21 protein-coding genes are annotated in these 24,709 nt (G+C 52.3%); 6 read left to right on the plus strand and 15 right to left on the minus strand.

The window, feature by feature from the left end:
- Nucleotides 1-486: 486 nt before the first annotated feature.
- A complete protein-coding gene (locus BMW41_RS08930) occupies nucleotides 487-921 on the minus strand; it encodes a PPC domain-containing DNA-binding protein (protein WP_074649780.1) in 435 nt (144 codons plus the stop codon).
- A 195-nt stretch (nucleotides 922-1,116) separates the two neighbouring features.
- Between BMW41_RS08930 and BMW41_RS08935 the strand changes: the two genes are divergently transcribed.
- On the plus strand, nucleotides 1,117-1,422 hold the full coding sequence (locus tag BMW41_RS08935) for a type II toxin-antitoxin system RelB/DinJ family antitoxin (RefSeq protein WP_074649781.1): 306 nt from the start codon (nucleotides 1,117-1,119) through the stop codon (nucleotides 1,420-1,422).
- Nucleotides 1,423-1,552: 130 nt separating this feature from the next.
- Here the strand turns inward: BMW41_RS08935 and BMW41_RS08940 are convergent, their stop codons facing one another.
- The 4 genes from BMW41_RS08940 to BMW41_RS08945 form a co-directional block, all read right to left on the minus strand.
- Nucleotides 1,553-1,786, minus strand: coding sequence for a hypothetical protein (locus BMW41_RS08940; RefSeq protein ID WP_074649782.1), 234 nt, complete (start codon nucleotides 1,784-1,786; stop codon nucleotides 1,553-1,555).
- A gap of 27 nt (nucleotides 1,787-1,813) precedes the next feature.
- Nucleotides 1,814-1,969 (minus strand): hypothetical protein, encoded by a 156-nt coding sequence (locus BMW41_RS14590; RefSeq protein ID WP_177171206.1) that lies wholly within the window; start codon nucleotides 1,967-1,969, stop codon nucleotides 1,814-1,816.
- Nucleotides 1,970-2,036: 67 nt separating this feature from the next.
- Entirely contained in the window at nucleotides 2,037-2,279 is a 243-nt protein-coding gene (locus BMW41_RS14350) for a hypothetical protein (protein ID WP_207646879.1), read from the minus strand.
- A gap of 188 nt (nucleotides 2,280-2,467) precedes the next feature.
- Nucleotides 2,468-2,716, minus strand: a complete 249-nt coding sequence (locus tag BMW41_RS08945) for a hypothetical protein (RefSeq protein ID WP_074649783.1) — start codon at nucleotides 2,714-2,716, stop codon at nucleotides 2,468-2,470.
- A gap of 361 nt (nucleotides 2,717-3,077) precedes the next feature.
- On the opposite strand from BMW41_RS08945, the gene BMW41_RS14595 reads away from it, so the two are divergent.
- The gene (locus BMW41_RS14595) at nucleotides 3,078-3,227 is read left to right on the plus strand and encodes a hypothetical protein (protein WP_177171207.1); all 150 of its coding nucleotides are present in this window, start codon (nucleotides 3,078-3,080) and stop codon (nucleotides 3,225-3,227) included.
- Nucleotides 3,228-3,564: 337 nt separating this feature from the next.
- Here the strand turns inward: BMW41_RS14595 and BMW41_RS08950 are convergent, their stop codons facing one another.
- From BMW41_RS08950 to BMW41_RS08970, 5 genes are all read right to left on the minus strand, one after another.
- A complete protein-coding gene (locus BMW41_RS08950) occupies nucleotides 3,565-5,301 on the minus strand; it encodes a phospho-sugar mutase (RefSeq protein WP_074649784.1) in 1,737 nt (578 codons plus the stop codon).
- A 288-nt stretch (nucleotides 5,302-5,589) separates the two neighbouring features.
- Nucleotides 5,590-6,924, minus strand: a complete 1,335-nt coding sequence (locus BMW41_RS08955) for a CCA tRNA nucleotidyltransferase (protein WP_074649785.1) — start codon at nucleotides 6,922-6,924, stop codon at nucleotides 5,590-5,592.
- A gap of 159 nt (nucleotides 6,925-7,083) precedes the next feature.
- On the minus strand, nucleotides 7,084-8,517 hold the full coding sequence (gene proS / locus BMW41_RS08960) for a proline--tRNA ligase (protein ID WP_074649786.1): 1,434 nt from the start codon (nucleotides 8,515-8,517) through the stop codon (nucleotides 7,084-7,086).
- Between the two features lie 313 nt (nucleotides 8,518-8,830).
- The gene (locus tag BMW41_RS08965; RefSeq protein ID WP_177171208.1) at nucleotides 8,831-9,484 is read right to left on the minus strand and encodes an NUDIX hydrolase; all 654 of its coding nucleotides are present in this window, start codon (nucleotides 9,482-9,484) and stop codon (nucleotides 8,831-8,833) included.
- 127 nt (nucleotides 9,485-9,611) lie between these two features.
- Nucleotides 9,612-10,328: an RluA family pseudouridine synthase gene (locus BMW41_RS08970; RefSeq protein ID WP_074649787.1), complete on the minus strand. Its 717-nt coding sequence runs from the start codon at nucleotides 10,326-10,328 to the stop codon at nucleotides 9,612-9,614.
- 276 nt (nucleotides 10,329-10,604) lie between these two features.
- Here BMW41_RS08970 and trhA point away from each other — a divergent pair, with 276 nt between their 5' ends.
- Complete coding sequence (trhA, locus tag BMW41_RS08980) at nucleotides 10,605-11,267, plus strand: PAQR family membrane homeostasis protein TrhA (RefSeq protein ID WP_074649789.1); 663 nt, start codon at nucleotides 10,605-10,607, stop codon at nucleotides 11,265-11,267.
- Nucleotides 11,268-11,420: 153 nt separating this feature from the next.
- Here the strand turns inward: trhA and BMW41_RS08985 are convergent, their stop codons facing one another.
- A complete protein-coding gene (locus tag BMW41_RS08985; protein ID WP_074649790.1) occupies nucleotides 11,421-12,509 on the minus strand; it encodes a 3'-5' exoribonuclease YhaM family protein in 1,089 nt (362 codons plus the stop codon).
- Nucleotides 12,510-12,607: 98 nt separating this feature from the next.
- The gene (locus BMW41_RS08990; protein WP_074649791.1) at nucleotides 12,608-13,984 is read right to left on the minus strand and encodes a S1C family serine protease; all 1,377 of its coding nucleotides are present in this window, start codon (nucleotides 13,982-13,984) and stop codon (nucleotides 12,608-12,610) included.
- Nucleotides 13,985-14,323: 339 nt separating this feature from the next.
- Between BMW41_RS08990 and BMW41_RS08995 the strand changes: the two genes are divergently transcribed.
- Genes BMW41_RS08995 through BMW41_RS09005 form a run of 3 tightly spaced genes read left to right on the plus strand, consistent with a single transcriptional unit; the run spans nucleotide 14,324 to nucleotide 18,952 of the window.
- Nucleotides 14,324-16,750: an endonuclease MutS2 gene (locus tag BMW41_RS08995; protein WP_074649792.1), complete on the plus strand. Its 2,427-nt coding sequence runs from the start codon at nucleotides 14,324-14,326 to the stop codon at nucleotides 16,748-16,750.
- A 22-nt stretch (nucleotides 16,751-16,772) separates the two neighbouring features.
- Nucleotides 16,773-17,486 carry a response regulator transcription factor gene (locus tag BMW41_RS09000; RefSeq protein WP_031471265.1) on the plus strand — a complete coding sequence of 238 codons (714 nt, stop codon included), beginning with the start codon at nucleotides 16,773-16,775 and terminating at the stop codon, nucleotides 17,484-17,486.
- Nucleotides 17,487-17,536: 50 nt separating this feature from the next.
- The gene (locus BMW41_RS09005) at nucleotides 17,537-18,952 is read left to right on the plus strand and encodes a sensor histidine kinase (protein WP_074649793.1); all 1,416 of its coding nucleotides are present in this window, start codon (nucleotides 17,537-17,539) and stop codon (nucleotides 18,950-18,952) included.
- A 228-nt stretch (nucleotides 18,953-19,180) separates the two neighbouring features.
- Here the strand turns inward: BMW41_RS09005 and rpiB are convergent, their stop codons facing one another.
- The 3 genes from rpiB to clpB form a co-directional block, all read right to left on the minus strand.
- Nucleotides 19,181-19,624, minus strand: a complete 444-nt coding sequence (rpiB, locus tag BMW41_RS09010; protein ID WP_031471267.1) for a ribose 5-phosphate isomerase B — start codon at nucleotides 19,622-19,624, stop codon at nucleotides 19,181-19,183.
- 274 nt (nucleotides 19,625-19,898) lie between these two features.
- Nucleotides 19,899-21,575, minus strand: a complete 1,677-nt coding sequence (locus tag BMW41_RS09015; RefSeq protein WP_074649807.1) for a formate--tetrahydrofolate ligase — start codon at nucleotides 21,573-21,575, stop codon at nucleotides 19,899-19,901.
- A 322-nt stretch (nucleotides 21,576-21,897) separates the two neighbouring features.
- The gene (gene clpB / locus BMW41_RS09020; protein WP_074649794.1) at nucleotides 21,898-24,483 is read right to left on the minus strand and encodes an ATP-dependent chaperone ClpB; all 2,586 of its coding nucleotides are present in this window, start codon (nucleotides 24,481-24,483) and stop codon (nucleotides 21,898-21,900) included.
- Between the last annotated feature and the right edge of the window lie 226 nt (nucleotides 24,484-24,709).

Below are 24,709 nucleotides of genomic sequence, written 5' to 3' on the forward strand. Positions count from 1 at the left end.
TCCTTTCAGAGCGTTTCACGCAGACCTCCCTAGGTACCACACATTTCTTCCTCTCCATCCATCTGCCTCATTTATCATGCATGATTCCGTGTAGTTATTGGGCTTCGACTTGTATAGCAGCCTTACCCTCATGCATAACCTCATATGAGATTTCTGTTCGTCAGACCAGAGATTTGCCCGTGGGTTAGTATGTTCCCCACATCCAGCTTCCTTCAGATTCCGTCTCGCGACGGACGCCCTTGCTTTCGGCTATATCCTTCCCACTACCGGGCGGATTCGGGACTTTAACCCGTTAGAAACGTGCGCCGCTAGGCGCACTATAAAAAAAGACCCCAGTATTATTTCTAATACTGAGATCTTTGATTTTGTCACCTTAACTTAATGACATTGCGATTTCGAGACTCTCCCCTTTTTTGAGAATGGCCTGTTCCTTCCGGAGATCGAGATTATGCTTATCCGGAAGGAAGGCGCGTAATCGTCAGGACCTTAAAAATCCCAGAATCCGGTTCCCGTTTCCGGATCCGATTTTCGCTTGATGATTCCACCGGCCACCGGTCTGAGTTCGATTTCTGCCGTATAGAGAACCTCCACCGACTTTATATGTCCTGCATCCATATGATGTTCACCGTTTTCTTTATATGCAAATGCCGCATGGGTATGATGATGCAGTGTTCCACTCTCATCCGATACAACATTGCCGATCAGTGAGACAAGTTCCAGCATTCCTTTCAGATTTCGCACTTCAAACTGCCCTGATTCAGGGATAAAGGTCTGTATCTCAGCGGAGCTGCATCCGCCGATTCCCGAAAATGTCGCAGACTGTATCTTCTCTTTTTCACAGACATCCAACAGTGATCCAATGATCTCATCTCCGCGGTCAAGTCTTATGTAATATGTCTCTCCAAATTTTCTGTAATCCATATCCGTCTCCCTATCAAGCAAGATTATGCGTTTTCCATGCCCTTACATACTTCAGGTATAACGCAAATCTTCATGCGAGTAAAACAAAAAATAATGGCGGATTAGACGTTTTAAAGGTTGCTTGCATATGCTTGTATTTGCAAGCATTTTATGTTACTTTTGCTTTAACAAAGGTTACGAAAGGAGCGTGATTTTGTGGCAAAAACTGCCCCTGTTTATGCCCGTATTGATACGAATCTTAAAGAAAATGCAGAAGGGATCCTTGCTCAGCTTGGAATTTCTCCTTCCGAAGCGATAAAAATGCTTTACAGCCAGATCGTTCTTGTGAGAGGCATGCCGTTTCAGTCAAAACTTCCGGAAATAAACCATTTTTCCACGCAGGGAATCACACAGGCTGAGTTTGATGCAGAGCTTCAAAAAGGTGTGGATTCCATCCAAAATGGCCGCACTCATTCTGTTGAAGATGTTGATCGCATGCTTGCCGAGGAATTTGGTATATGAGCAATTATTCTGTCCGATATTCAGATGAAGCCAAAGAGGATCTTCGCAATATATTCATGTATATCGCATATAAACTTGGTTCAAAAGAAAATGTCACAGGTCAGGATAGCATCCATATGTTCAGCCTAGTTTAATATATGTGTCCAGGATTCTGGGTACATATCATTTTTACTAATTCATCAGCTCCTTTATCGACTGTCCCTTGAAGCACGCTCTGTCCCGACGCTCCAACAAAGAACACATCCACAAGTCCAGCTAACACTCCACAAGAAGCGGCTATCATATAATCATATTTATCACATTTTGCTCGTTCAAAATTAGCTTTTTCACCTGGATGAGCTATTTGTATTCTTTTTTTGGCCATCCATGTACCTCCAAATGGAAAATAATTTCATGCCATAAACATTCTTCTTGTCAAATCTTCATATATTTTCTTTTCTTCCTTTGTAAGGGAATCTACGCCTTTTTCCTTAGCTTTCTTTAATATTCTTTCTTCTTCCTTTCTCCTTTCAGGAAATAATAATCTATCAATGTCAAAATTAAGCATTCAGATCACCTCCTATTAATCAGTATCCCACTACATTACTTATTCAAAGCAACTTGATATTGTCGCCTTAACTTCTTATCCACATATCAATTCCATCGCCGAATATTTCAGCATCGATAATGTATTTATCTTCATCTTCACTTACAATCCTAGCTGTTGGAAGACGATCCAGAACCGCGTCAACTGAATACCCAGAATACTCAAACTTCACTCGCCTTATCTTTCCGCCTCTCATGAACTGAATCCGTTTGCGGTATTCTCCTTCTTCAAACTTATTCCTATACGGAACCGAAAAATGTTCACTGGTCACTTTTAAGTTTTTCAATCTATCCATATGATAAATCGTAATTTGATGAATGAATTATAATACTGAATCTACGCTATCATAATTTTATCAGATAATATGCTGGGTAACAAGGAAAAGCATAATTTAAATTAATCCAATCAAAAAGAATATATGCAATTAAACCAATTCGATAAAGTACACCTTTCTGAACATTATTTTCCCAAATCTTCCATCTCATAAGATCTCGCTTTTCCAAAAAGCGTTGTTCTTTCCATTCCGCACCGTTTCGCCGCTTCTGAAACCGATATCTTCTTCATTTTCCCTAGTTTCCACACTTCATAAAAGTTTTCCGGAAGGGGATCGGGGCGTCTGCCAAACTGAACGCCTCTCGCCTTTGCCGCCGCTATACCTTCCGCCTGACGCTGGCGAATAAGATTTCTCTCCTGTGTTTTCTGCTTCATCTTCGCAGTTCTTTCATCCGCTTACCTACATCTTTTTCCCACTCAATCCATTTGCATTTCTCAAAAGCATGCGCTGCATTTATTCAAATAGATTTTATTAAAATCAATTTGAATAAAAATAATTTGAATAAAAAGGCAAGGAGGTGCCAGCATATGTTTGTCGGCAGAGAACGCGAATTGAACGCTTTGGGAAAAGTCTATTCCAAAGACTGCTTCGGGATGACCATAATCTATGGCAGACGCCGAATCGGAAAGTTCTTTTTGATCACTGAATTTCTCAAAGAAAAAAGCCGTCTTCTATACCGCAAACAAAGTCGGCGCCGGACGCAACCTAGAAGTGTTCGTCCAGCAGGTATTGGAAGTGTTGAATCCAGATTATCTGGGTGCAACATTTTCCTCTATGAAGGCAGTTTTTGAACTCATAACAAGAAAGGTTTCGGAGCGCACCAAGAAACTCGTTCTGATCATCGACAAGCTGCCCTATTGGGCAGAAAAGACAAAGCACTGTTAACGATCCTGCGGAAATTCATCGATACACTGTGGCTGGATAAAAACCTAATGGTCATTTTGTGCAGATCATCTCTAAGCTTCACTGAGAAGAAGGTCCTCAGCGAAAAGAGCCCAATGTTTGGATGGTACTGATATCAGTGGAAGATATATTCGCGAGTTTCGCTCGTTATTGCGGCAGTCGCCAAGGTTTCGTGCAAGCACAGGCTTTTGCCCGTTGCTCACGTAAAAAAGAAAGACTCAAACCTCCCCCTCCGGAAGTTCGAGTCTTTTCTCATCATTTATTCATTTTTCAGGCATTCCATCTTTATGCCGGCATTTTTGTCTCAATCCATCCCAGATCAGTCGATGGCTTTCACGATCTTCTCGCAGGCTGCGCCGAGACTCTTTGACTTCTCTGCCGCATCTTCGAGAGATGCTCCCTTTACGCCGTAATAGAACTTGATCTTCGGCTCGGTTCCGGACGGTCTGACGCAAACCCATGCGTTATTCTCCAGATCGTAATAGAGAACGTTGGACTTCGGAAGACCGGTGGGCTTGACTTCTCCGGTCGCGGTGTCGCGAATCGTGTCGAGCTGATAGTCTCTTGCGGAGAGGACCTTTAAGCCGTCAAACTCTGCCGGAGCAGCGCCGCGGAGCGTATCCATGATGCGCTTCATCTTAGCCTGTCCTTCTATTCCCTCAAACTCCAGAGATACGACCGCATCGGTGTAATAACCGTACTTCTCGTACATATCCAGCATCGCATCCCACAGCGTCTTGCCCTGCTTCTTATAATATGCCGCTGCCTCACAGAGAGCCGCTACTGCGGATACCGCATCCTTATCGCGGGCATACGGTCCGATCAGGCAGCCGTAACTCTCTTCCATGCCGAACATATAGTGGCCGTCTCCGGTTGTCTCCTCCTTCAGGATCTGCTTTCCGATCCACTTAAAACCGGTCAGGCACTCGATCAGACGGCAGCCGTAATTCTTTGCAACCGCATCGACCAGATTCGTGGTAACGATGGATTTCACCACCTCACCGTCTGCCGGAATGAGTCCCTTCTCCTTCTTCTGGCTCAGCACATACTCACAGATGAGGGAGCCGGACATGTTGCCGGTCAAAGCGTGATACTCGCCGGTCTTCGCGTCTTTTACGTAAACACCGAGACGGTCCGCATCCGGATCGGTTGCCAGAACCAGATCCGCATTTTTCTCTTCCGCCAGTTTCAGTGCCAGTGTAAACGCCTCTCTGCTCTCCGGGTTCGGATACGGAGTGGTCGGGAAATCGCCGTCCGGATTCTCCTGCTCCGGTACAACGTAGAGATTCTTAAATCCGAGTTCTGTGATCACACGGCGAACCGGAATGTTGCCGGTTCCGTTGAACGGTGTGTACACAATGCTGATCTGATCCGCCATCTCGCGGATGACATCCATGTTGGCAACCTGATCTTCCACGCAGGCAATGTACTTGTCATCCATCTCTTTGCCGAGGGTGATGTAAAGGCCTTTTGCCTTCGCCTCGTCCGCGCTCATGGTCTTGACGGAAGAGAGATCTTCGATTCCGAGAACCTCCTTCGTTACGCCCTCGTCGTGCGGCGGTGTGAACTGCGCGCCGTCTTCCCAGTAAACCTTATATCCGTTGTATTTTCCCGGATTGTGGCTGGCGGTAATGTTGATGCCGGCAATGCAGCCCAGCTCGCGGACCGCAAAGGAAAGCTCCGGTGTCGGGCGAAGGGATTCAAAGCGGTACGCCTTGATGCCGTTCGCCGCCAGCGTTCTGGCGCACTCATCCGAAAATTCCGGGGACATATGGCGGGAATCATATGCGATTGCAACGCCCTTATCCTGTCCGCCCTGGGAAATGATGTAATTCGCCAGTCCCTGTGTCGCTCTGCGGACGGTATATACATTCATGCGGTTGATGCCCGCGCCGAGGATTCCGCGAAGTCCGGCGGTGCCGAATTCCAGGTCTTTATAGAATCTCTCCTCGATCTCCTTCGGATCATCAGCGATGGCCTTCAGCTCTTCCTTGGTTTTCTCATCAAAATAAGGGTTGTCCAGCCACTCCTGATAGATCTTCATGTAATCTTTCATAATTCCTGCTGTCCTCCTGCAATATTGTCTTTCACTTACCGGTTTCGCGGCTTCACTAATCTGCCAAAGCCTGCGGAAACACCTCAAATCGTATGACTATATTATATTTATTTTGTGAGTTTTATTCAATACTTGACACGTGTGCGGAATTTCGGACAGTCCCCTTGAATAAAGTCCGCGGAGCTCCGTAAGGTGACATCTCCCTTTCAACGGCATGCGCATCCTCGCGGAGCGCTTCTGCGTCATAGAAAAAATCGGAGAACATTCCTACTGACACAAAAACAGCCGTCACTCTGCCGTTTCATCACCCAGCATTCTCAGAAGCTTCTCTTTTTCATTCTCCGCCGGATCCCGCAGAACTTTCTCAAACATTTCCGCCAGAATCCGGCCCAGCTCCGGCCCCGGCTTTACACCCTTTTGGATCAGGTCCTGACCGGTCACCGCCATCGTCTTCAGCGAGACGCAGTCCCCTCTCTTCCGGATCTTATCCACAAGAGCCGCCGCGTCATCCACCATTTTCCCCCGATCCGGGTCCAGCGTGTGGATAAGAAGAAACAGACGGTCGAGAAGCTCCGGCGAAATCTCACTCATGAACTTCCGTGCAAGGTACTCTCTCTCCTTCGATTCCGCCATATTCTTATGTTCCGCCTGACTCACGGAATCGGTGTCCCAGTCAAAACGGTCCGTGAAATGTCCCACCAGTGTCTTTACACTGCGGATAGTGTCATTGTCCAGCTTCATCTCACGGAGAATCTGAACCGCGGTTTTGTCCTCCAGTTCTGCGAGAAGAGCCGCCCAGCGCACCGCTTTTTCCTGCGGGAGCGCGGCTGCCCGCTCAAGACGTGCGTAAAGAGATCGAACCACGCTTTTTCCGGAAACTGCGGTATTTCCGCCATGTCCCGTGCCCGTGAAATTGCTTTCCTCTTCAAAAATACGGCCAAACGTCTTTGAAATGAATGGCGTCATTCCCGTCTTCTCCACCAGCATCACCCGTTCCGGATGCGCGGAGAGAAGTGTTTTCGTCAGTTCCACCTGAATCCGCTCTGCGCTGACATGCTTCAGATTCGGTGCAATCACGGACAGTGCCTTATACGTCTCTTCCTCAATCTCAAAGCCGAGCTGCGCGGAGAAACGCACTGCCCGGAGAATCCGAAGGGCATCTTCCGTAAACCGCTCCATCGCATTGCCGACGCAGCGGATTACATGCCGGTCGAGGTCCTCCATGCCGCCGAATTCATCGACGACTCCGGTTTCTTCGCTGTACGCCATCGCATTGATGGTGAAATCGCGCCGGCGAAGGTCTTCCTTCAAATCGGAGGTAAACTCCACGCTGTCCGGGTGTCTTCCGTCCGCATAGGTGCCGTCGATCCGGTAGGTCGTAATCTCGTATCCGACATGATTTTTCATCACCGTCACGGTTCCGTGCTGGATTCCCGTATCGATAGTCTTTGGAAAGATTGTTTTGGTTTCTTCGGGTTTGGCGGAAGTCGTGATATCCCAATCGTTCGGCTCTTTGCCGAGGAGCGCATCCCGGACGCAGCCGCCAACCGCGTAGGCTTCATATCCGGCCTCCCGCATTTTTTCAAGAATCCATGCCACATCCGCCGGTATCTGTATCTTCATAACTTTGTTCTCCTGATGCATTTCTCAGATCACGCAGAAGGCGTACCCTGCCCTGGCTCGCCGCTTTTACAAAATCGGCATAACCCGCACCGATTTGATACAGGTTATGCCGATATGATTCCTCACGCGGCAATCATTTCCCGCGTTCTTTCCTTTACATCAATAAGCCTTGCCCCAGTAAACCATCTTCACTGCCGGTTTGCCGCAGACAACGCAGGTATCCGCGATCTTCTCCTGTGCAAACGGCATGCAGCGGCTGGTTACGCCCGGCTCTTCCTTCAGCTTGTCCTCGCACTCACGGCATCCGCACCACATTGCGCGGATGAAGCCCGGCTTGTTGTCGGCGATTTCCTTCATTTCCTCGAAGCTGTGCGCGTCGTAGGTCATTTCTCTCTGACGCTCCAGCGCTCTGTTGAAGAGATCCTTCTGGATGGTCTCCAGCATCTCGGCAACCTTTGCCTCCAGCTCGTCCATGGAAACGGTGATCTTCTCGTGAGTGTCACGGCGAACCAGAACTGCCTGACCGTTCTCGCAGTCTCTCGGTCCGATCTCGACTCTCAGCGGAATTCCGCGCATCTCACAGTCTGCGAACTTGTAGCCCGGGCTGCGGTCGGAATCATCCACTTTCACGCGGAAATTGGAAAGAACTTCCTCGATCTTCTTCATGCCTTCCTGAACTTCCGGATTGGTCTGGCGGATCGGAACCACCATAACCTGAATCGGAGCTACCTTCGGCGGAAGGATCAGTCCGTCGTTGTCGCCGTGAACCATGATGATCGCGCCGATCAGACGGGTGGTCATGCCCCAGGAAGTCTGGTGAACATATTTCAGCTTGTTGTCCTTATCCAGATACTGGATGCCGAATGCCTTCGCAAAGCCATCGCCGAAGTTATGGGATGTTCCGCACTGAAGCGCTTTACCGTCGTGCATCAGCGCCTCGATGGTATAAGTTGCCTCTGCGCCGGCGAATTTCTCTTTCTCGGTCTTCTGGCCGCGGACAACCGGGATCGCAAGGAAATCCTCTGCAAAATCCGCATACAGATTCAGCATCTGCTCGGTTCTCTCCTCTGCCTGCTCTGCGGTTGCGTGAGCAGTGTGGCCCTCCTGCCATAAGAACTCTCTGGTTCTCAGGAACGGTCTTGTGGTCTTCTCCCAGCGGACTACGGAGCACCACTGATTGTATACTTTCGGAAGATCACGGTAAGACTGAACATCCTTCTTGTAGAAATCACAGAACAGTGTCTCCGAAGTCGGTCTTACACACATTCTCTCCTCGAGACGGTCAAGTCCGCCGTGTGTAACCCATGCAACCTCCGGTGCAAATCCCTCAACGTGGTCCTTCTCTTTCTGAAGAAGGCTCTCCGGGATCATGCACGGCATGTACACGTTCTGAACTCCGGTCTTCTTAAATCTGCGATCCAGCTCTCCCTGAATGCTCTCCCAGATCGCATAGCCGTACGGCTTGATTGCCATGAATCCCTTAACGCTGGTGTACTCGGTCAGCTCCGCCTTGCGGACAACGTCGGTATACCACTGCGCAAAGTCAACATCCATGGATGTTACTGCTTCTACAAGTTTCTTGTCGTTAGCCATGATAATTTTCCTTCCTGTGAAAACCGCCCGGTGCACCATGCACTGTGCGTTTTTATCATATGTATTTCTGCTGCCGCCAATGCCGCATACCGCGGACAGACAGCATTTTGAGTTTACGCCGCAAGGCCCGTTTTGTCAATGATTATGCGGGTTTTCGCTTCTTTTTCTTCCGTCATCCGGCGCCGGTTCTGACATCGTTTGCCAGTTTCTTTTTCTGCCGGCCAGCGCCAGTTCTGACGCCGATTACGGTTCCTCTTCCGCCAGTCCCTCGCCGGTTTCATTGATCAAAAAAACAGCAGGGAGAATCCGGAGGTCATTGATTCGCCCCCGGGATCTCCGAATGACATCTCTTTAAAAATGCCCGCAGCATATGCGCGGTGAACCCCCAGATATCGTAAATCCTTCCATCCTTCTCCCAACGGTAGAACCAGATTGTCCGGTGGCTCGAACGCCACGGATAATTCCTTCCGCCCGGGATGCGGTCATACGGAAAATCTTCTGACGGAATCGTTGTCTGCTCCACATCCGCGCCGAGGGGTTCCTGCGCCAGAAGCCAGGACAGCGGCACGCGGAACACCTCTCCGACTTCATCTCCGGAAAATGTCCCCTCATAGTCATCGATCACCGCAAGGAAGGAGAAAATGTCGTCCCCCGAGATGGTCACCATCTCATTGAGCGGTGCGATCACCCGGATCTGTTCGCGGCGCACGAGAAGCTCTTCCATCGTCTCCCGGACCGCGGCCTCCTCCGGAGTCTCTCCCGGCTCCATCGCACCGCCCGGAAAGCAGATCTCACCCGGCTGGCGGTCCAGATCCTCCGCCCTTTTTTCAAACAGCACGTCGTAATCTTCTCCGTTCTTTACCAGCGCAATCATGACCGCCGCATTGTGAATGCCGCCCCGGCCGAGCAGAACCGGTTCTTTTCCTGCCCAGGCCGACCGCATATGTTCAGTGATATCGTTTGTCATTTTCATCCTCCTGTAAGACACGAAACCGTCTTCCCCTTACCAACTGGCGTTTTTTCTGTCTGTTTCCTCTTTTTCTCCAGTATTTCCTGAAAAGGATCCGGAAGCCCTGCCCGCTTATTATCTAAAATCAGTCTTTCTCCCGAAACAGCCGGAACACCTCTGCCTCCGGCTTCATGGAAAATGTCATCTGCTCTCCGGTCACCGGGTGCCGGAAGGACAGCTGCACGGAGCAGAGCGCCGGATTCACACCGCGCCGATCCTGAAATGCCGGATTGTATTTCACATCGCCCCAGAGCGGCAGATCCCGGAATGCGCACTGCACCCGAATCTGATGGTGCCGTCCGGTCAGAAGCCCGATCTCCAAAAGGGAGAGTTCCCGGCCGGACTCATTTACCGTCCCCAGCACCTTGTAATTCAGTACCGCTTTTTTCGCATCTTCCACAGACTTATCCACAACGGATGTGGTATTGGTTTTTCCGTTTTTCAACAAATAATCCACCCATTGCCCATGATTATCCACAGGTTTTCCACATACGACCGCATGGTAGATCTTGCGGACCTCCCCCTTCTGAACCGCAGCACTCAAAACCGCTGCAGCCTTCTTCGTCTTTGCGTACACCATCACGCCGCTGACCTGCCGGTCCAGACGGTGGATAACTCCCACATACGGCGGGGTCCGGCGTGTGGACGGAGTGGTTGATAATTGTGTGGATAACATCCGGTGATTTCGGATCAGGCTGACCATATCCTGTGCAAAACCTCTGGCCTCCTGTGATTCCACGCCGGCCGGCTTTTGAACCACAATGATATCCTCATCTTCATAAAAAATTTTAAGTTTTATCATCAAATCTCCTTGTATTCCTGTTTCGAATGAGATATAGTGTTCATACAAGTAGTTTTAATAACTACATAGTATTGTTATCGAGTCCATATTTTTTTGTATGTGGACTGACGGCAGATCCAACCGCACGTTTATCTGTCCTCTTAATTATAAACACAACATCCAATGCATTTCCGATGAAGCCATATACACCGCTGATCCTGACGGCTATGGAACAACATCCGGCATGTTTGAAATGCATGGTTTTATTCACGCACATTGCGCGGAAAGGAGTCCTCCATGCTGACTGATCTTCTGAAAAAAGTCAAAAACCCTGGCAGCGCCGCTACCCACGGCATTGCAATGATCGGTTCCGCGATCGCTGCAGTTCCGCTTCTCACAAAAGCGGCAGGGGATCCCGGTTCCGTCCGGATGCCGGCGCTCGCGGTCTTCATCATCAGTATGATCCTGCTGTATGCCGCCAGCACCATTTACCACACCTTTGACATCTCTCCGAATGTAAACCGGATGCTGAAGCGTCTCGATCACACCATGATCTATATTCTGATCGCCGGAAGCTACACGCCGGTCTGCATGGTGGTTCTGGGCGACGAGTCGGGTCTGCGGCTTCTGGAGCTGGTGTGGGGAATCGCTGCGGCAGGCATTCTCGTGAGCATCCTCTGGATCAACTGTCCGAAATGGTTCTCGTCCATCATTTATATCGCCATGGGCTGGGTATGCATTACCGCCTTCCATGAGATCGTGACGGCGCTTCAGCCGGCCGCCTTCGGATGGCTCCTCGCGGGAGGGCTCATTTACACCATCGGAGGTGTTATTTACGCTCTGAAGCTTCCTATCTTTGACGCAAAGCACAAAAACTTCGGTCTGCACGAGATCTTCCATCTGTTTGTGATGGGCGGAAGCCTGTGCCACTTCATTATGATGTATCTCTATGTTGCATGAGTTGTTTTTCAACTGATGCACAGCACTTCTTCGTATGTCAAGGGGCTGTCGCACAAGCGGCAGCCCCTTTATGATCACGATCTGTACTATACGAACGGGACATCACGAATGTATCATTCCCGCTCTATCGCTCAATTCAACTCCATTTCTCGCTCAGTTCTCAAACTTGAATCCGCTCAGATCCAGCGTATTGGAAAAATGTTCCCTTCCGCCGTTTCCCCGCTCCGGACCGCGGCCAATGTGCGCCCCGAAATCATCTTTCGATGCGGCCGCCTGCACCGGTCCCTCGTTGCCGGTTGTCCGGCGGATGTTGCTGTCCAGGAAACGGTTGAAGCCAAGCCATCCGTCCTTGTTCATACCGGTTCCGCCGTTGTTCAACGCCTCCGTCATGGTCTCCATCTTGGCGTCGGTGTTGTCCGCAAGGTTCAGCGCCAGTGCCTCCAGAAGCGCCGGCTTCTTCGGAGATCCGTATTCCAGTTCACCATGATGCGCCAGAATGCAGTGTTCCAGCTCCGTCGCGAGTTTCTTCGGGAATCCCTCAATCTCGCGGATCCGGTCGCGGATCATCATCGTGCCGATGACGATGTGTCCAAGAAGCTGTCCGTCATCCGTGTAATCATTCTCCGGGAAATCCGAGAGCTCATTCACTTTGCCGATATCGTGGAAAAGCGCCGCCGTAATCAGAAGATCGCGGTTGATCAGCGGATATGCCTTGGCGTAAAACTCGCAGAGTTTCATCACACCGAGAGTGTGCTCCATCAGACCGCCGACAAAGCCGTGGTGAACGCTCTTTGCCGCTGAGTGATAACAGAACTTCTTCAGAAATACCTTGTCATCCACATAATAGCTCGTGCAGAGTTTTTTGAGATACGGATCGCTGATGGAAAGCACCATCGCCTTGATCTCCTGATACATGGCCTTCAGGTCCTTGGTGGATACCGGAAGATAATCTCCCTGCTCGTATTCATTGCTCTCCGCCCGGCGGATCCGTCGGATGTTCAGCTGATTGTTTCCCTGGAATACGGTGACATCACCTTCCACATAGACATAATCCAGATTGTCAAAATCGGTCACGCCCGGGGATGCCAGATCCCAGATCTTCGCGTCGATGGTACCGCTCTTATCCTGCAGAACGACGGTTGCATACTCTTTTCCGTTTTTTGATACCGCGATCGTTCTGCGCTTGCACAGGTACACGTCCGCTACTCTGCATCCCTCGGTAAACTGTCCGATATACTTCATGTTCTTAATTCCTTCCCTATGACGGCACCGCTTTCCCCGCGTGCCGCAAATCTTTCACAACGGACGCCTCAGTCCATTCCCGGCAGTATTTTGCCGGTTCAACGCTCGCCGATCGTTACCTTGAAGCTGAGTTTTGAATATCCGTCTCTTCCCGGCCGCATCGCCGTGATCGACAGTTCCGATCCGGACTCGGTCCGGGACAATGTATCCTGCAGGTCTGTCCGGCGGGCAATAATCTTCTTTCCTGCGCCGACAATAACATCTCCGCTCTGGATTCCCGCCGCATAGGCCGGACTTCCGTTAACAACTTCCGTGATGTAAACGCCTTCCGGCGCTCCGTTCTCCTGCATCATTTCCGTCACGTTCTGATAATACGCGCCGAACCACGGAACACGGACACCGTTCGACATCTTCTCCAACGTCTGTTTGTACTCGGAGATTCCGCAGAAAACACTTCCGTTTTCTCCGTCTCTCGGTCCCTGAAGCGGACTGCTGAAACCGACCAGCTTTCCTTCCCGGTTGATCAGAAATGTTCCCTTCTCATAATTGCAGCTGCAGGAAGAATGCAGTGCCCGGATCGTTCCGTCCGGAATGATCACACTGTCCTCCGTCAGCGCCACCGAGCCGTAGTCCACCGCATGAACGCGGCCGATGGGCGCACCTGCCGCAACGATCATGTCGCCTTTCTGCACGGCGTAGGAATTTCCCGGTTCCAGCACCTTCAGCGTGCCGACGGTCTGTGGACGGAGAGCGGACGGATCAATGGAAATAACCGCCATCTCCATCAGCGCATCCTTTCCTTTCAGCACAGCCTGCGCACTGTCCCCGGTGCCGAATGTGACCGTGACGGAAGACGTATCTTTCACGGCATCCAGATCCGTCAGGATCAGAAGTTCCCGCTCGGTCTTTGCGATGACCGCCCCCGCATACGCTTTCTCGATCGAAACCGGATTGCCGAAGATATCATTCGTCGCGTCAGCCGGGCTGACCGTAACGATCCCCGCATCCGCGTCGCGTGCCGCGGTCCGCATCACTTCCTCGACCGCAAAGGCGTAATCGCTTGAACTGCGGTATTTCTCCACCGCTTTCGCTGCCGCCTCATCAATCTTCTCCTGCTGTGCCTGTTCCGCCGATTCCTGCGCGGCCTGCGCAGCGGCATCCGATGCAGACGGGTTCTCCTCTTCCGAGGCGCTTTCTCCCGATAATGTTCCTTCGCCCGGATTATCTTCCGAAAACGCAATCGGCGTCTTTTTCTCGTGCCTGCCAAACGCTGACTCTACAACCGGTTTTGCGGCACACAGCGCAACCGCGGCGGACACGCCGAACAGAACACCGAATCCTGCGTCGATCAGACACCGTTTTGCCACCTGCCGTTTGGTCAGAGGGGGCCTCACGATCTTTTCTCTTATAAAATCCGCGTCTTCTCTGCTGTCGAAACCTTCGTTGTCGCTTCCCGTGGAATGTAAATCTGCCATAGATTGATCTCCTTCTGCCGGTGAGCATACATAGTGATATTATACGGTCTGAAGTGAAAATTTACAATACGCCCGCAGGGAAGCGACGATCGGCGCCCTTGAATATCCCCCGTCCCTCGCTTATAATTATTCTGATATTTTATGCTCTCACGAAGAACAGGCTGCTTAACCGGACTGCCGGCTTTCATCCCCTCATTCCGGATGAAAACCACATCCATTTGCAGTCATACGCAGATTTTTCCTGTGCCGCAAGACGTGCACGCCGTACGGATAAGGCAGCGCAGCCGGAAAAGCACTGTTCAGGCACAAACCATTTACATCTGCAAAGGATTACCATATATGAACGCTAAAGTACTGAGAACCCTTGAATTTCTCAAAATCCGTGACCGTCTGACCGGCTTCGCCACCTGCGACCTCGGCCGGAGTCTGTGCCGGAATCTCGTGCCGTCCATCGACCCGGACACCATCCGCGCCGATCAGACCCATACCTCCGACGCCGTCGACCGCATCCGCATGAAGGGCGGCCTGAATTTCTCCGGAACCCGCGATCTCCGCGGTTCCATGAAGCGTCTGGACATCGGCGGCGCCCTCGGCATCCCGGAGATTCTTGCGGTCGGTTCCGTCCTGAACGTCGCCAAAAGAGCCATCGCCTACGGTTATCACGAGCCGAGCGAAGAGATTCCGGACGACTCGCTGGACGATCTGTTCCGCCGGCTTGATCCCTGCACTTCTCTTGCCGCCGAGATCAGCCGCTGCATCCTCTCTGAGGACGAGGTGGCCGATGACGCGAGTCCGGGTCTTGCGAAAGTCCGCAGGGAAATGCGGCAGATCGAGGGAAAGGTTCACTCGCAGCTTAACCAGATTCTGAACGCCAGCCGCGCCTATCTTCAGGACGGCATCATCACCACCCGTGACGGACGCTACTGTCTCCCGGTCCGCGCCGAATACAAGGCACAGGTGCCGGGCATGGTGCACGACCAGTCCTCCACCGGTTCCACCCTCTTCATCGAGCCGATGGCGGTGATCAAGCTGAACAATGAGCTCCGCGAGCTGGAAGGACAGGAAAAGCGGGAGATCGAATTTGTTCTCGCCGCGATTTCCGGCGACATCGTCCCGTACTCCGACACCATTCTGGAAGACCAGAACATTCTGGCAGAACTGGATTTCATCTTCGCAAAGGCAGAGCTTTCCCGCTCCTACAAGGGAACCGAGCCGAAGTTCAACACCGATCACTACATCTCGATCAAGGACGGCCGCCATCCTCTTCTGGATCCGGAAAAAGTCGTTCCGACCACCATCTGGCTGGGAAAAGATTTCAACCTTCTGATCGTCACCGGTCCGAACACCGGCGGTAAGACCGTCTCGCTCAAAACCGTGGGACTCTTCACGCTGATGGGTCAGGCCGGGCTCCACATCCCGGCGTTTGAGGGTTCGGAACTCAGCGTATTTACCGAAGTTTTCGCGGACATCGGCGATGAGCAGTCCATCGAGCAGAACCTGAGCACCTTCTCGTCGCACATGAAGACCATCGTCGAGATTCTGGCAAAAGCGGATCCCAACTCCCTGTGTCTCTTCGATGAGCTGGGAGCGGGAACCGATCCCACCGAAGGCGCCGCTCTCGCCATGTCCATCCTCAACTTCCTGCATAATATGCAATGCCGGACCATGGCGACCACCCATTACAGCGAACTCAAAGTCTACGCTCTTCAGACTGAAGGAGTGGAAAATGCGTCCTGCGAGTTCAACGTCGAAACCCTTCAGCCGACCTACCGCCTGCTGATCGGAATTCCGGGAAAATCGAACGCATTTGCCATCTCGCAGAAGCTCGGTCTTCCGGATTACATCATCGATGACGCGAAAAAACGGATCCGCGAAGAGGACGAATCCTTCGAAGATGTCATCGCCCAGCTCGAACATAACCGCATCATCATCGAGAACGAAAAAGCGGAGATTCAGAGCTACAAGGCACAGATCGAAGCCATGAAACAGGAGCTTGAGAGCCGCCGTCAGAAGTTCGACGAGCAGCGTGAAAAGATCCTTTCACGGGCCGAAAATGAAGCACAGCGCATCCTTCAGGATGCCAAGGATACCGCCGATTCTTCCATCCGCAGCATCAACCGGCTGGCAAAGGAATCCGGTGTGAACAAACAGCTTGAGGCCGAACGCGCCAAACTCCGCGGAAAGCTCGACGACGTCGGCAAAAAGATCGAGAAAAAGAAAAAGGCCATTCCGCACAAGACCGTGGAAGCGCAGTCCCTGCGCCTTGGCGACACCGTAAAGGTTGTCTCCATGAATCTGACCGGAACCGTCGACACGCTTCCGGACGCGAAGGGCAATCTCTTCGTGCAGATGGGAATTCTCCGCTCCTCGGTCAACATCCGCGATCTCGAGCCGGTTTCCTCCGGATCGGGCATCTCGGCGCCGGGATACATTCCGTCAAATCTCTCGCGCAAACAGCAGAAGCGCCAGGGCATCGGAACCGGCGGAAAGGGCAGCATCGGCATGTCGAAGTCACTCTCCGTCTCATCGGAGGTAAAACTCATCGGCATGACCACCGATGAAGCCGTTCCGGCGATGGAAAAATACCTCGACGACGCCTACATTGCCCACCTGAAGACAGTCCGCGTCATTCACGGCCGCGGAACAGGTGCGCTCCGTCAGGCGATCCACGCAAGACTCCGCCGGATCAGCTACGTCAAGGAATTCCGTGACGGAAACTATAACGAGGGCGGAAACGGGGCAACCATCGTCACATTCAAAGATTAAAGGGAATGAAGGGGAGAATGTTATGGAAAAGCAACGAATTCTGATCGTTGATGATGACAACAACATTGCGGAACTGATCTCTCTGTATCTCATGAAGGAACAGTACGAGACCAAAATCGTCAATGACGGCGAGGCCGCGCTCCGGGAATACCCGGAATTTGATCCGGCACTGATCGTTCTGGATCTCATGCTTCCGGGAATCGACGGATATCAGGTGTGCCGCGCCATTCAGGCGCAGTCTCCGCGGATTCCGATCATCATCCTCTCGGCCAAAGGCGAGGTGTTCGACAAAGTCCTCGCCCTTGAGCTCGGTGCCGACGACTACATGGTGAAGCCCTTTGAGACCAAGGAACTGGTGGCCCGCATCAAGGCGATCCTCCGCCGGGCCCGCATCAGCAGTGAGCCGGCCGCCGCACCGGAACCGGTAAAGAACGGAAAATACGTGGAGTATCCCAATCTCGAAGTCAACCTAACCAACTACTCCGTCGTCTGCGACGGAGCGTCGGTGGATATGCCGCCGAAAGAACTGGAGCTTCTGTATTTCCTGTGTTCTTCCCCGAACCAGGTGTTTACCCGCGAGCAGCTTCTCGACCATATCTGGGGATACGGATATGCGGGAGACACCCGCACCGTAGACGTTCATATCAAACGCCTGCGGGAAAAGATCAAGGATCACCGGGAATGGGCCATCGTCACCGTATGGGGTGTCGGATATAAATTCGAGACACGCGTATAAGAGCATGCGTCGGATGACCGTGCCTTCGCGAAACACAAGAGGAACCTGAGATGTTTCACTCACTCTACAGCAAATTATTCTGGGGCTATCTCATCTTCGCCGTGATGGGTTTTCTCACGATTGCGACTTTCTCGGCAGGGATAACACACCGGTACATGGTCAAAAGCTCCGCCGACAGCATTTACCGCGAGGCGACCATGATCGCGGACAACCTCAGCAGCACCTACCGCGGAAAAGTTCTCAATCCGGCGGACACATATCCGCGGCTTGAGGCGTCCGCAGCGCTTCACCAGTCCGAAGTCTGGATCATCGACCGGAATGGACGGATCACCGCCGACAGCGGAAGAAAACGCGAAGGAACGACGATTTCCGCCTTTGATCCGACCACCAAGGGCAGCAACATCTACAGCATCGGGGATTTCTACGGCACCTTTCCCTATGAGGTTCTCTCCGTCGCGGCCCCGATCACCGGCAATATGCAGACCTTCGGCTACGTCGTCATCCATGTGCCGATGAACGACATCCTCTACCGGGAAAACCAGTACATGGCCATCGTCTACATCACCGGCGTTGTACTTTTTCTTCTGTCCTTTGTCCTGCTGTTCATCGTCTCGCGCTACGTTGTCCGTCCGCTCCATCAGATCACGGATGCGGCAAAGCAATACGCGGCCGGTGATCTCCGGGTCAATATTCCGGTCAAGAGCCGGGACGAGGTCGGCTATCTCGCCGATACGCTGAATACGATGTCGGATCAGATTGCGGACGTGGAAGATTATCAGAAGAAGTTCATCGCCAACGTCTCCCACGACTTCCGGTCGCCCCTCACGTCGATCAAGGGCTATCTGGAGGCGATCCTCGACGGCACGATCCCGCCGGAACTCCACGAAAAATATCTGACGCTGATCATCAACGAGACCAAACGTCTGACCAAGCTGACGGAGGGCATGCTGACCCTGAATTCACTGGACAGCAAGAACTGCCTCAACCGGTCGAATTTTGACATCAACCGCACGATCAAGGATACGGCGGCTTCCTTTGAGGGAACCTGCCGCGGCAAGGGAATCACCTTTGACCTCACCTTTGGCACCGAGCTTGAAATGGTCAATGCGGACCTCGGCAAGATCCAGCAGGTTCTCTACAATCTCATCGACAACGCCATCAAATTCAGCCACGACAATTCCGTGATCGAGATCGCCGTCGTCGAGCGAAATGAAAAATATTTCATTTCCGTCAAAGACAGCGGCATCGGCATTCCGAAAAAGAGCCTTTCCCGGATCTGGGAGCGGTTTTATAAATCTGATCTCTCCCGCGGCAAGGACAAAAAAGGAACCGGCCTCGGTCTCTCCATCGTCAAAGAGATCATCCAGTCCCACGGGGAAAATATCGACGTTGTCAGCACCGAGGGCGTCGGAACCGAGTTCACCTTCAGTCTTCCGAAAGCAAAGATGCCGGGGAAGAATGCGTGAGATGAGCGCATCCCCACTCTTTGTGACGGATACTCTATAAAACGTGACGAATATTCTATAAATTGAAACAACGAATAAAGGGGAGAAAACCGCTTTCACTGCGGATTTCCTCCCCTTTTCTTGTTTCATATTTACGCGAGCAGCGGGCCAACGCCCCTGTCTGCATTTGTTTTAACTATTGCAATTATTCTGATCTTTTCATTTATCGCAATATTCGAGGTTTTATAATCAGCCTCTCTTCTCGATATCCATGATCAGGTCAACTCGTCTCTGATGACGGCCGCCCTCGAACTCACTGTTCAGGAAGCTGTCCACGATCATCTTCGCGAGATCCAGACCTACCACACGCGCACCGAAGCAGAGCACGTTGCAGTTGTTGTGGCGGCGGGACATCTGAGCGGTGTACGGCTCGCTGCATACGCAGGCACGGATTCCCTTAACCTTATTGCAGGCAAGAGAGATGCCGAGTCCCGTACCGCAGATCGCGATACCGAAATCCGCCTCACCGTTTACAACGGCGCGGGCTACTTTCTCACCGTAGATCGGATAGTCGATGCTCTCTGTCGTATCTGTTCCGACATTGAGAACCTCATATCCCTTCTCCTTCAGATAATCCGAAATCTGGTTCTTCAGTTCCACTGCTGCGTGATCGTTTCCGATTACAATCTTCATTCTGATCTCCTCTTGCCATTCGGCGGCATTTCGATTCCTGTTTTCTCCGGCACCATTTGAACAGCATCCTGCAATCTGTTTTTCATAAAAAGCCGGCGGACCCTCCAAAAAAGCAGTCCACCGACTATTATAACGATTTTTCGGAATTAGGAAACCCCGGATTTTAGGGAAACACTGATTCAAGCGTTTCCCTTGTCGGATTGACACTGCGCCTTGGAAAAACTGTGCCATCTGCCGGAGGCTCCCGGAAAATACCGGTATACTCCGTGTTTCCTTAGAAAAGGCCGGTGATCACGCCGTCCGCATCCACATCAATCTTCTCTGCCGCCGGCACTTTCGGAAGACCCGGCATCGTCATGATATCACCGGTCAGCGCAACGAGGAAACCGGCGCCTGCAGAAACTTTCACATTGCGGATCGTCACGCGAAAGCCCTTCGGCGCGCCGAGGAGATTCGGATTGTCCGAGAAGCTGTACTGTGTCTTTGCCATACAGATCGGCATCTTGTCGAAGCCCAGCTCCGTCAGTATCCTGATCTGCTTCTTCGCCTCGGCGGTAAAATCCGCCCCGTCCGCATGATAGATCCGGGTGCAGATGGCGTTAATCTTCTCCTCGATGGAGTCGTTCACATCGTACGCAAAGGTAAAATGACGCTTGTCCGGCTCTTCGCAGAGACGGATGACCTCTTTTGCCAGATCTTCACCGCCTTCGCCGCCTTTTGCCCACACATCGGAGAGAACGACATTGACGCCCAGTTCTCTGCACTTGTCTTTCACCAGACGGATCTCCGCCTCCGTATCCGTCGGGAACCTGTTGATGGCAACCACACACGGAAGTTTGTAAACGTCGCACATATTGCCCACATGCTGCAGAAGATTCGGAAGACCGGCTTCCAGCGCCTGAAGGTTCTCATTTCCAAGCTCTGCCTTTGCAGCGCCGCCGTGATGCTTCAGCGCGCGAACGGTTGCGACAACCACAACCGCGTCCGGTACAAGACCGGTCATGCGGCATTTGATATCCAGGAATTTCTCCGCGCCGAGATCCGCGCCGAAGCCTGCCTCGGTCACCACATAATCGTTCAGATGAAGCGCCATCTTCGTTGCAAGAACGGAGTTGCATCCGTGAGCAATATTCGCAAACGGACCGCCGTGGATAAATGCCGGCGTATGCTCCAGAGTCTGTACCAGATTCGGCTTGAGCGCGTCCTTTAAGAGTGCTGCCATCGCACCCGCCGCCTTCAGATCGCCGGCGGTCACCGGCTGATTGTCATAATTGTAGCCCACAATGATCCGGGACAGTCTCTCCTTCAGATCCGTGAGGTCGGTTGCCAGACAGAAGACCGCCATGATCTCGCTGGCTACGGTGATATCGAAGCCGTCCTGGCGGGTCACGCCGTCGACGCGGCGGCCCATGCCGTCGACTACATTTCTCAGCTGACGGTCATTCATATCCACGCAGCGTCTCCATGTAATCCGCTTTGGATCGATGTTCAGGGCATTTCCCTGATATATATGGTTGTCCAGCATGGCAGCGAGAAGATTGTTCGCCGCGCCGATGGCATGAAAGTCACCGGTAAAATGAAGGTTGATGTCCTCCATCGGAATAACCTGCGCGTAACCGCCGCCGGCCGCTCCCCCCTTCACGCCGAAGACCGGGCCGAGGCTCGGCTCGCGGAGCGCTGCGGCTACTTTCTTTCCGAGTTTATGGAGTCCGTCCGCGAGTCCCACCGATGTCGTGGTCTTTCCCTCGCCGGCCGGAGTCGGGTTGATCGCAGTAACCAGGATGAGCTTCCCGTTTTTGCGGTCCGGATCCTCTTTCAGAAGATTGTAGCTGATCTTCGCCTTGTCATTTCCGTACTGCTCGATGTATTTCGGGTCAATGTTCTCCGCCTTTGCAATCTCTAAAATATTCAGCGGCTGTGCTTCCTGTGCAATCTGGATATCTGTTTTCATGGTTTCCAATCCTTCCTGTTTCCTGCGTTTCGTCTCATAGTTCATTTCATAGTTCGTTTCATGGTTCCGCGATGACCGCGCTGTCCGCAGCCCGCCGTTCCCCATTGCCGTTCACTATTGTAAAGAAAGCAGAACAGGAAGGATTTGATTGTAATCAAAAATACAAAATCCACCACAACACCAAAAGGCCTGCCTCCGAAGAGACAGGCCTCCCAGTATGAACGAAAAAGGAAAAGGGGAAATGTTGTAATTCCTTGGTATTAGTATCGTCGCCTTTTCGTACTTAATAACGTTTTTTATGCAAACTACAAATTAATACAGATTAATTTTTTGCCTCCGCCGTGAGCGCACCGTCAGACACATCCAGCCGGATCGTTCCGCCCTCCCGGACTTTATCCTCCAGAATCAGCTTCGCCGCCAGCGTCTCCACATTCTTCTGCAGGAACCGCTTCAGCGGTCTTGCACCGTAGACCGGATCATAGCCGTTCTCCACCACATACGCCTTCGCCGCATCGGTGAGTTCGATCCGAACCTGCTTATCCTCCAGACGGCGGTTCGTAGACTTGAGCTGCAGATCCACGATGTGCGTGATATTGTCCTTCGTCAGCGGCTTGAAGAGAATGATCTCGTCCAGTCGGTTCAGGAACTCCGGACGGAAGCTTCCGCGCAGCTCCTGCATCACGCTCTCTCTGGCATCCGGTGAAATGTTTCCGGCCGCGTCGATGCCGTCCAGCAGCTCTTGGGATCCCAGATTCGACGTCATAATCAGAATCGTGTTCTTGAAGTCCACGGTCTTACCCATGGAATCCGTGATCCGTCCGTCATCCAGCACCTGCAGAAGGATGTTGAAGACATCCGGGTGCGCCTTCTCGATCTCATCGAAGAGAACAACCGCATACGGCTTTCTGCGGACCGCCTCGGTCAGCTGACCGCCCTCATCGTAACCCACATAGCCCGGAGGCGCTCCGATGAGACGGGACACGGAAAATTTCTCCATGTACTCACTCATATCGATGCGCACCATGGCATTTTCGTCGTCAAAGAGCGCTGCCGCCAGTGACTTCGCCAGCTCCGTCTTGCCGACGCCGGTGGGTCCAAGGAACAGGAACGAACCGATGGGTTTCGTCGGATCCTTGATTCCCGCCTTGGAGCGGATGATCGCCTCCGTCACCTTCTCCACTGCCTCATCCTGTCCGATCACTCTCTTGTGAAGCGTTTCATCCAGATGGAGCGTCTTCGACCGCTCCGATTCATTCAGTTTCGTCACAGGAATTCCGGTCCACTTTGATACCACCCGGGCGATCTCTTCCTCCGTCACACTCTCGTGCACAAAGCTCAGATCCTCATCTTTGATTCTCTCTTCCTCTTCCGCCAGCTTCTTCTGCAGTTCCGGCAGCTTTCCGTACTGGAGCTCCGCCGCCCTGTTCAGGTCATAATTCTGCTGCGCGGTCTGGATCTCTCCGTTTACTCGGTCGATCTCCTCACGGATCTTCGAGAGATTCTCCACGCTGTCCTTCTCATTCTGCCACTGCGCCTTGTCCGAATTGAACTTCTCATTCATCTCGGCCAGTTCCTTCCGGAGATTCTCCAGACGTTCTCTGCTCAGGTTATCATTTTCCTTCTCCAGCGACTTCTCCTCGATCTGCATCTGCAGGATCCGACGACGCTGCTCATCCAGCTCGGCCGGCATGGAATCCAGATCCGTCTTGATCATGGCGCAGGCCTCATCCACCAGGTCGATGGCCTTATCCGGCAGGAACCGGTCGGAAATATACCGGTTGGACAAGGTCGCTGCGCTGACGAGGGCAGAGTCCGTGATCTTGACTCCGTGGAAGACCTCATACCGCTCTTTCAGTCCGCGGAGAATGGAAATGGTGTCTTCCACATTCGGCTCGTCCACCATCACCGGCTGGAACCGGCGCTCCAACGCCGCATCCTTCTCAATGTATTTGCGGTACTCGTCCAGCGTCGTCGCACCGATGCAGTGGAGCTCACCTCTTGCCAGAAGCGGTTTTAACATATTGCCGGCGTCCATGGAACCCTCGGTCTTGCCCGCCCCGACGATGGTATGAAGCTCATCGATGAAGAGAATAATTCTTCCCTCACTCTTTGTCACTTCGTCGAGAACCGCCTTCAGTCTCTCCTCAAACTCGCCGCGGTATTTCGCCCCCGCCATGAGAGCCCCCATGTCCAGCGCAAAAAGTTTCTTGTCCTTGAGTCCCGTCGGCACATCGCCGCTGACGATCCGCTGCGCTAAGCCCTCGACCACCGCCGTCTTGCCAACGCCCGGCTGTCCGATCAGCACCGGATTGTTCTTGGTCTTTCTCGAAAGAATCATGATCACGTTCCGGATCTCCATATCGCGACCGATGACCGGATCCAGCTTATGCTCTCTGGCCCGCTCCACCATATCATATCCGTACTTGTTCAGCGCGTCGTAGGTATCCTCCGGATTGTCTGTCGTCACACGCTGATTGCCGCGGACCTCCGACAGAACCTTCAGGAACTTGTCCCGGGTGATGCCGTAGGTGCGGAACAGCTCCTTCAGACATTTATTCGGGTATTTCAGCATGGTCAGGAAAATATGCTCCACCGAGACATACGAATCTCCCATCCGCTTTGCCTCGTCCTCCGCCATGGTCAGAATCTTGTTCAGATCCTGGGATACATAGGGCTGACCGCCCTGAACCTTCGGAAGCCGTCCGATGGCGCGCTCCACCTCGTCGGCGAACTGCTCCGCCGAAATTCCCATCTTTTTGATCAGTTTCAGGATCAGACTGTCATCCAACTGAAGAAGCGCCAGAAGAAGATGTTCCGGCTGATACTCCTGATTGCCGTGCTCCACGGCGATCTTCTCCGTATTCTGCATCGCTTCCATGGATTTCTGCGTGAATTTCTGAATGTTCATTTCCAAGCCTCCCTTCCGCTCAGACTGTCTATCATTTTGTTGTTCTTCGTGTACTGTGTTCTTGTCATCTCTTGGTGTCTGCCATTGTGATGTTTTGCCATCTCATGGATCCTTCCACTTCAATGACTGTCATTCTATGCAGCTCTGCCGTGTTGTCTTTCTTTCACGTTTCATCGCCTCTTTTGTGTTCTATCTATTATAGAACAGTTCCTTGTTGTCTTCAGAA

It is taken from the genome of [Clostridium] aminophilum, from assembly GCF_900101295.1.
In the GTDB taxonomy this organism is placed as follows: domain Bacteria; phylum Bacillota; class Clostridia; order Lachnospirales; family Lachnospiraceae; genus Clostridium_R; species Clostridium_R aminophilum_A.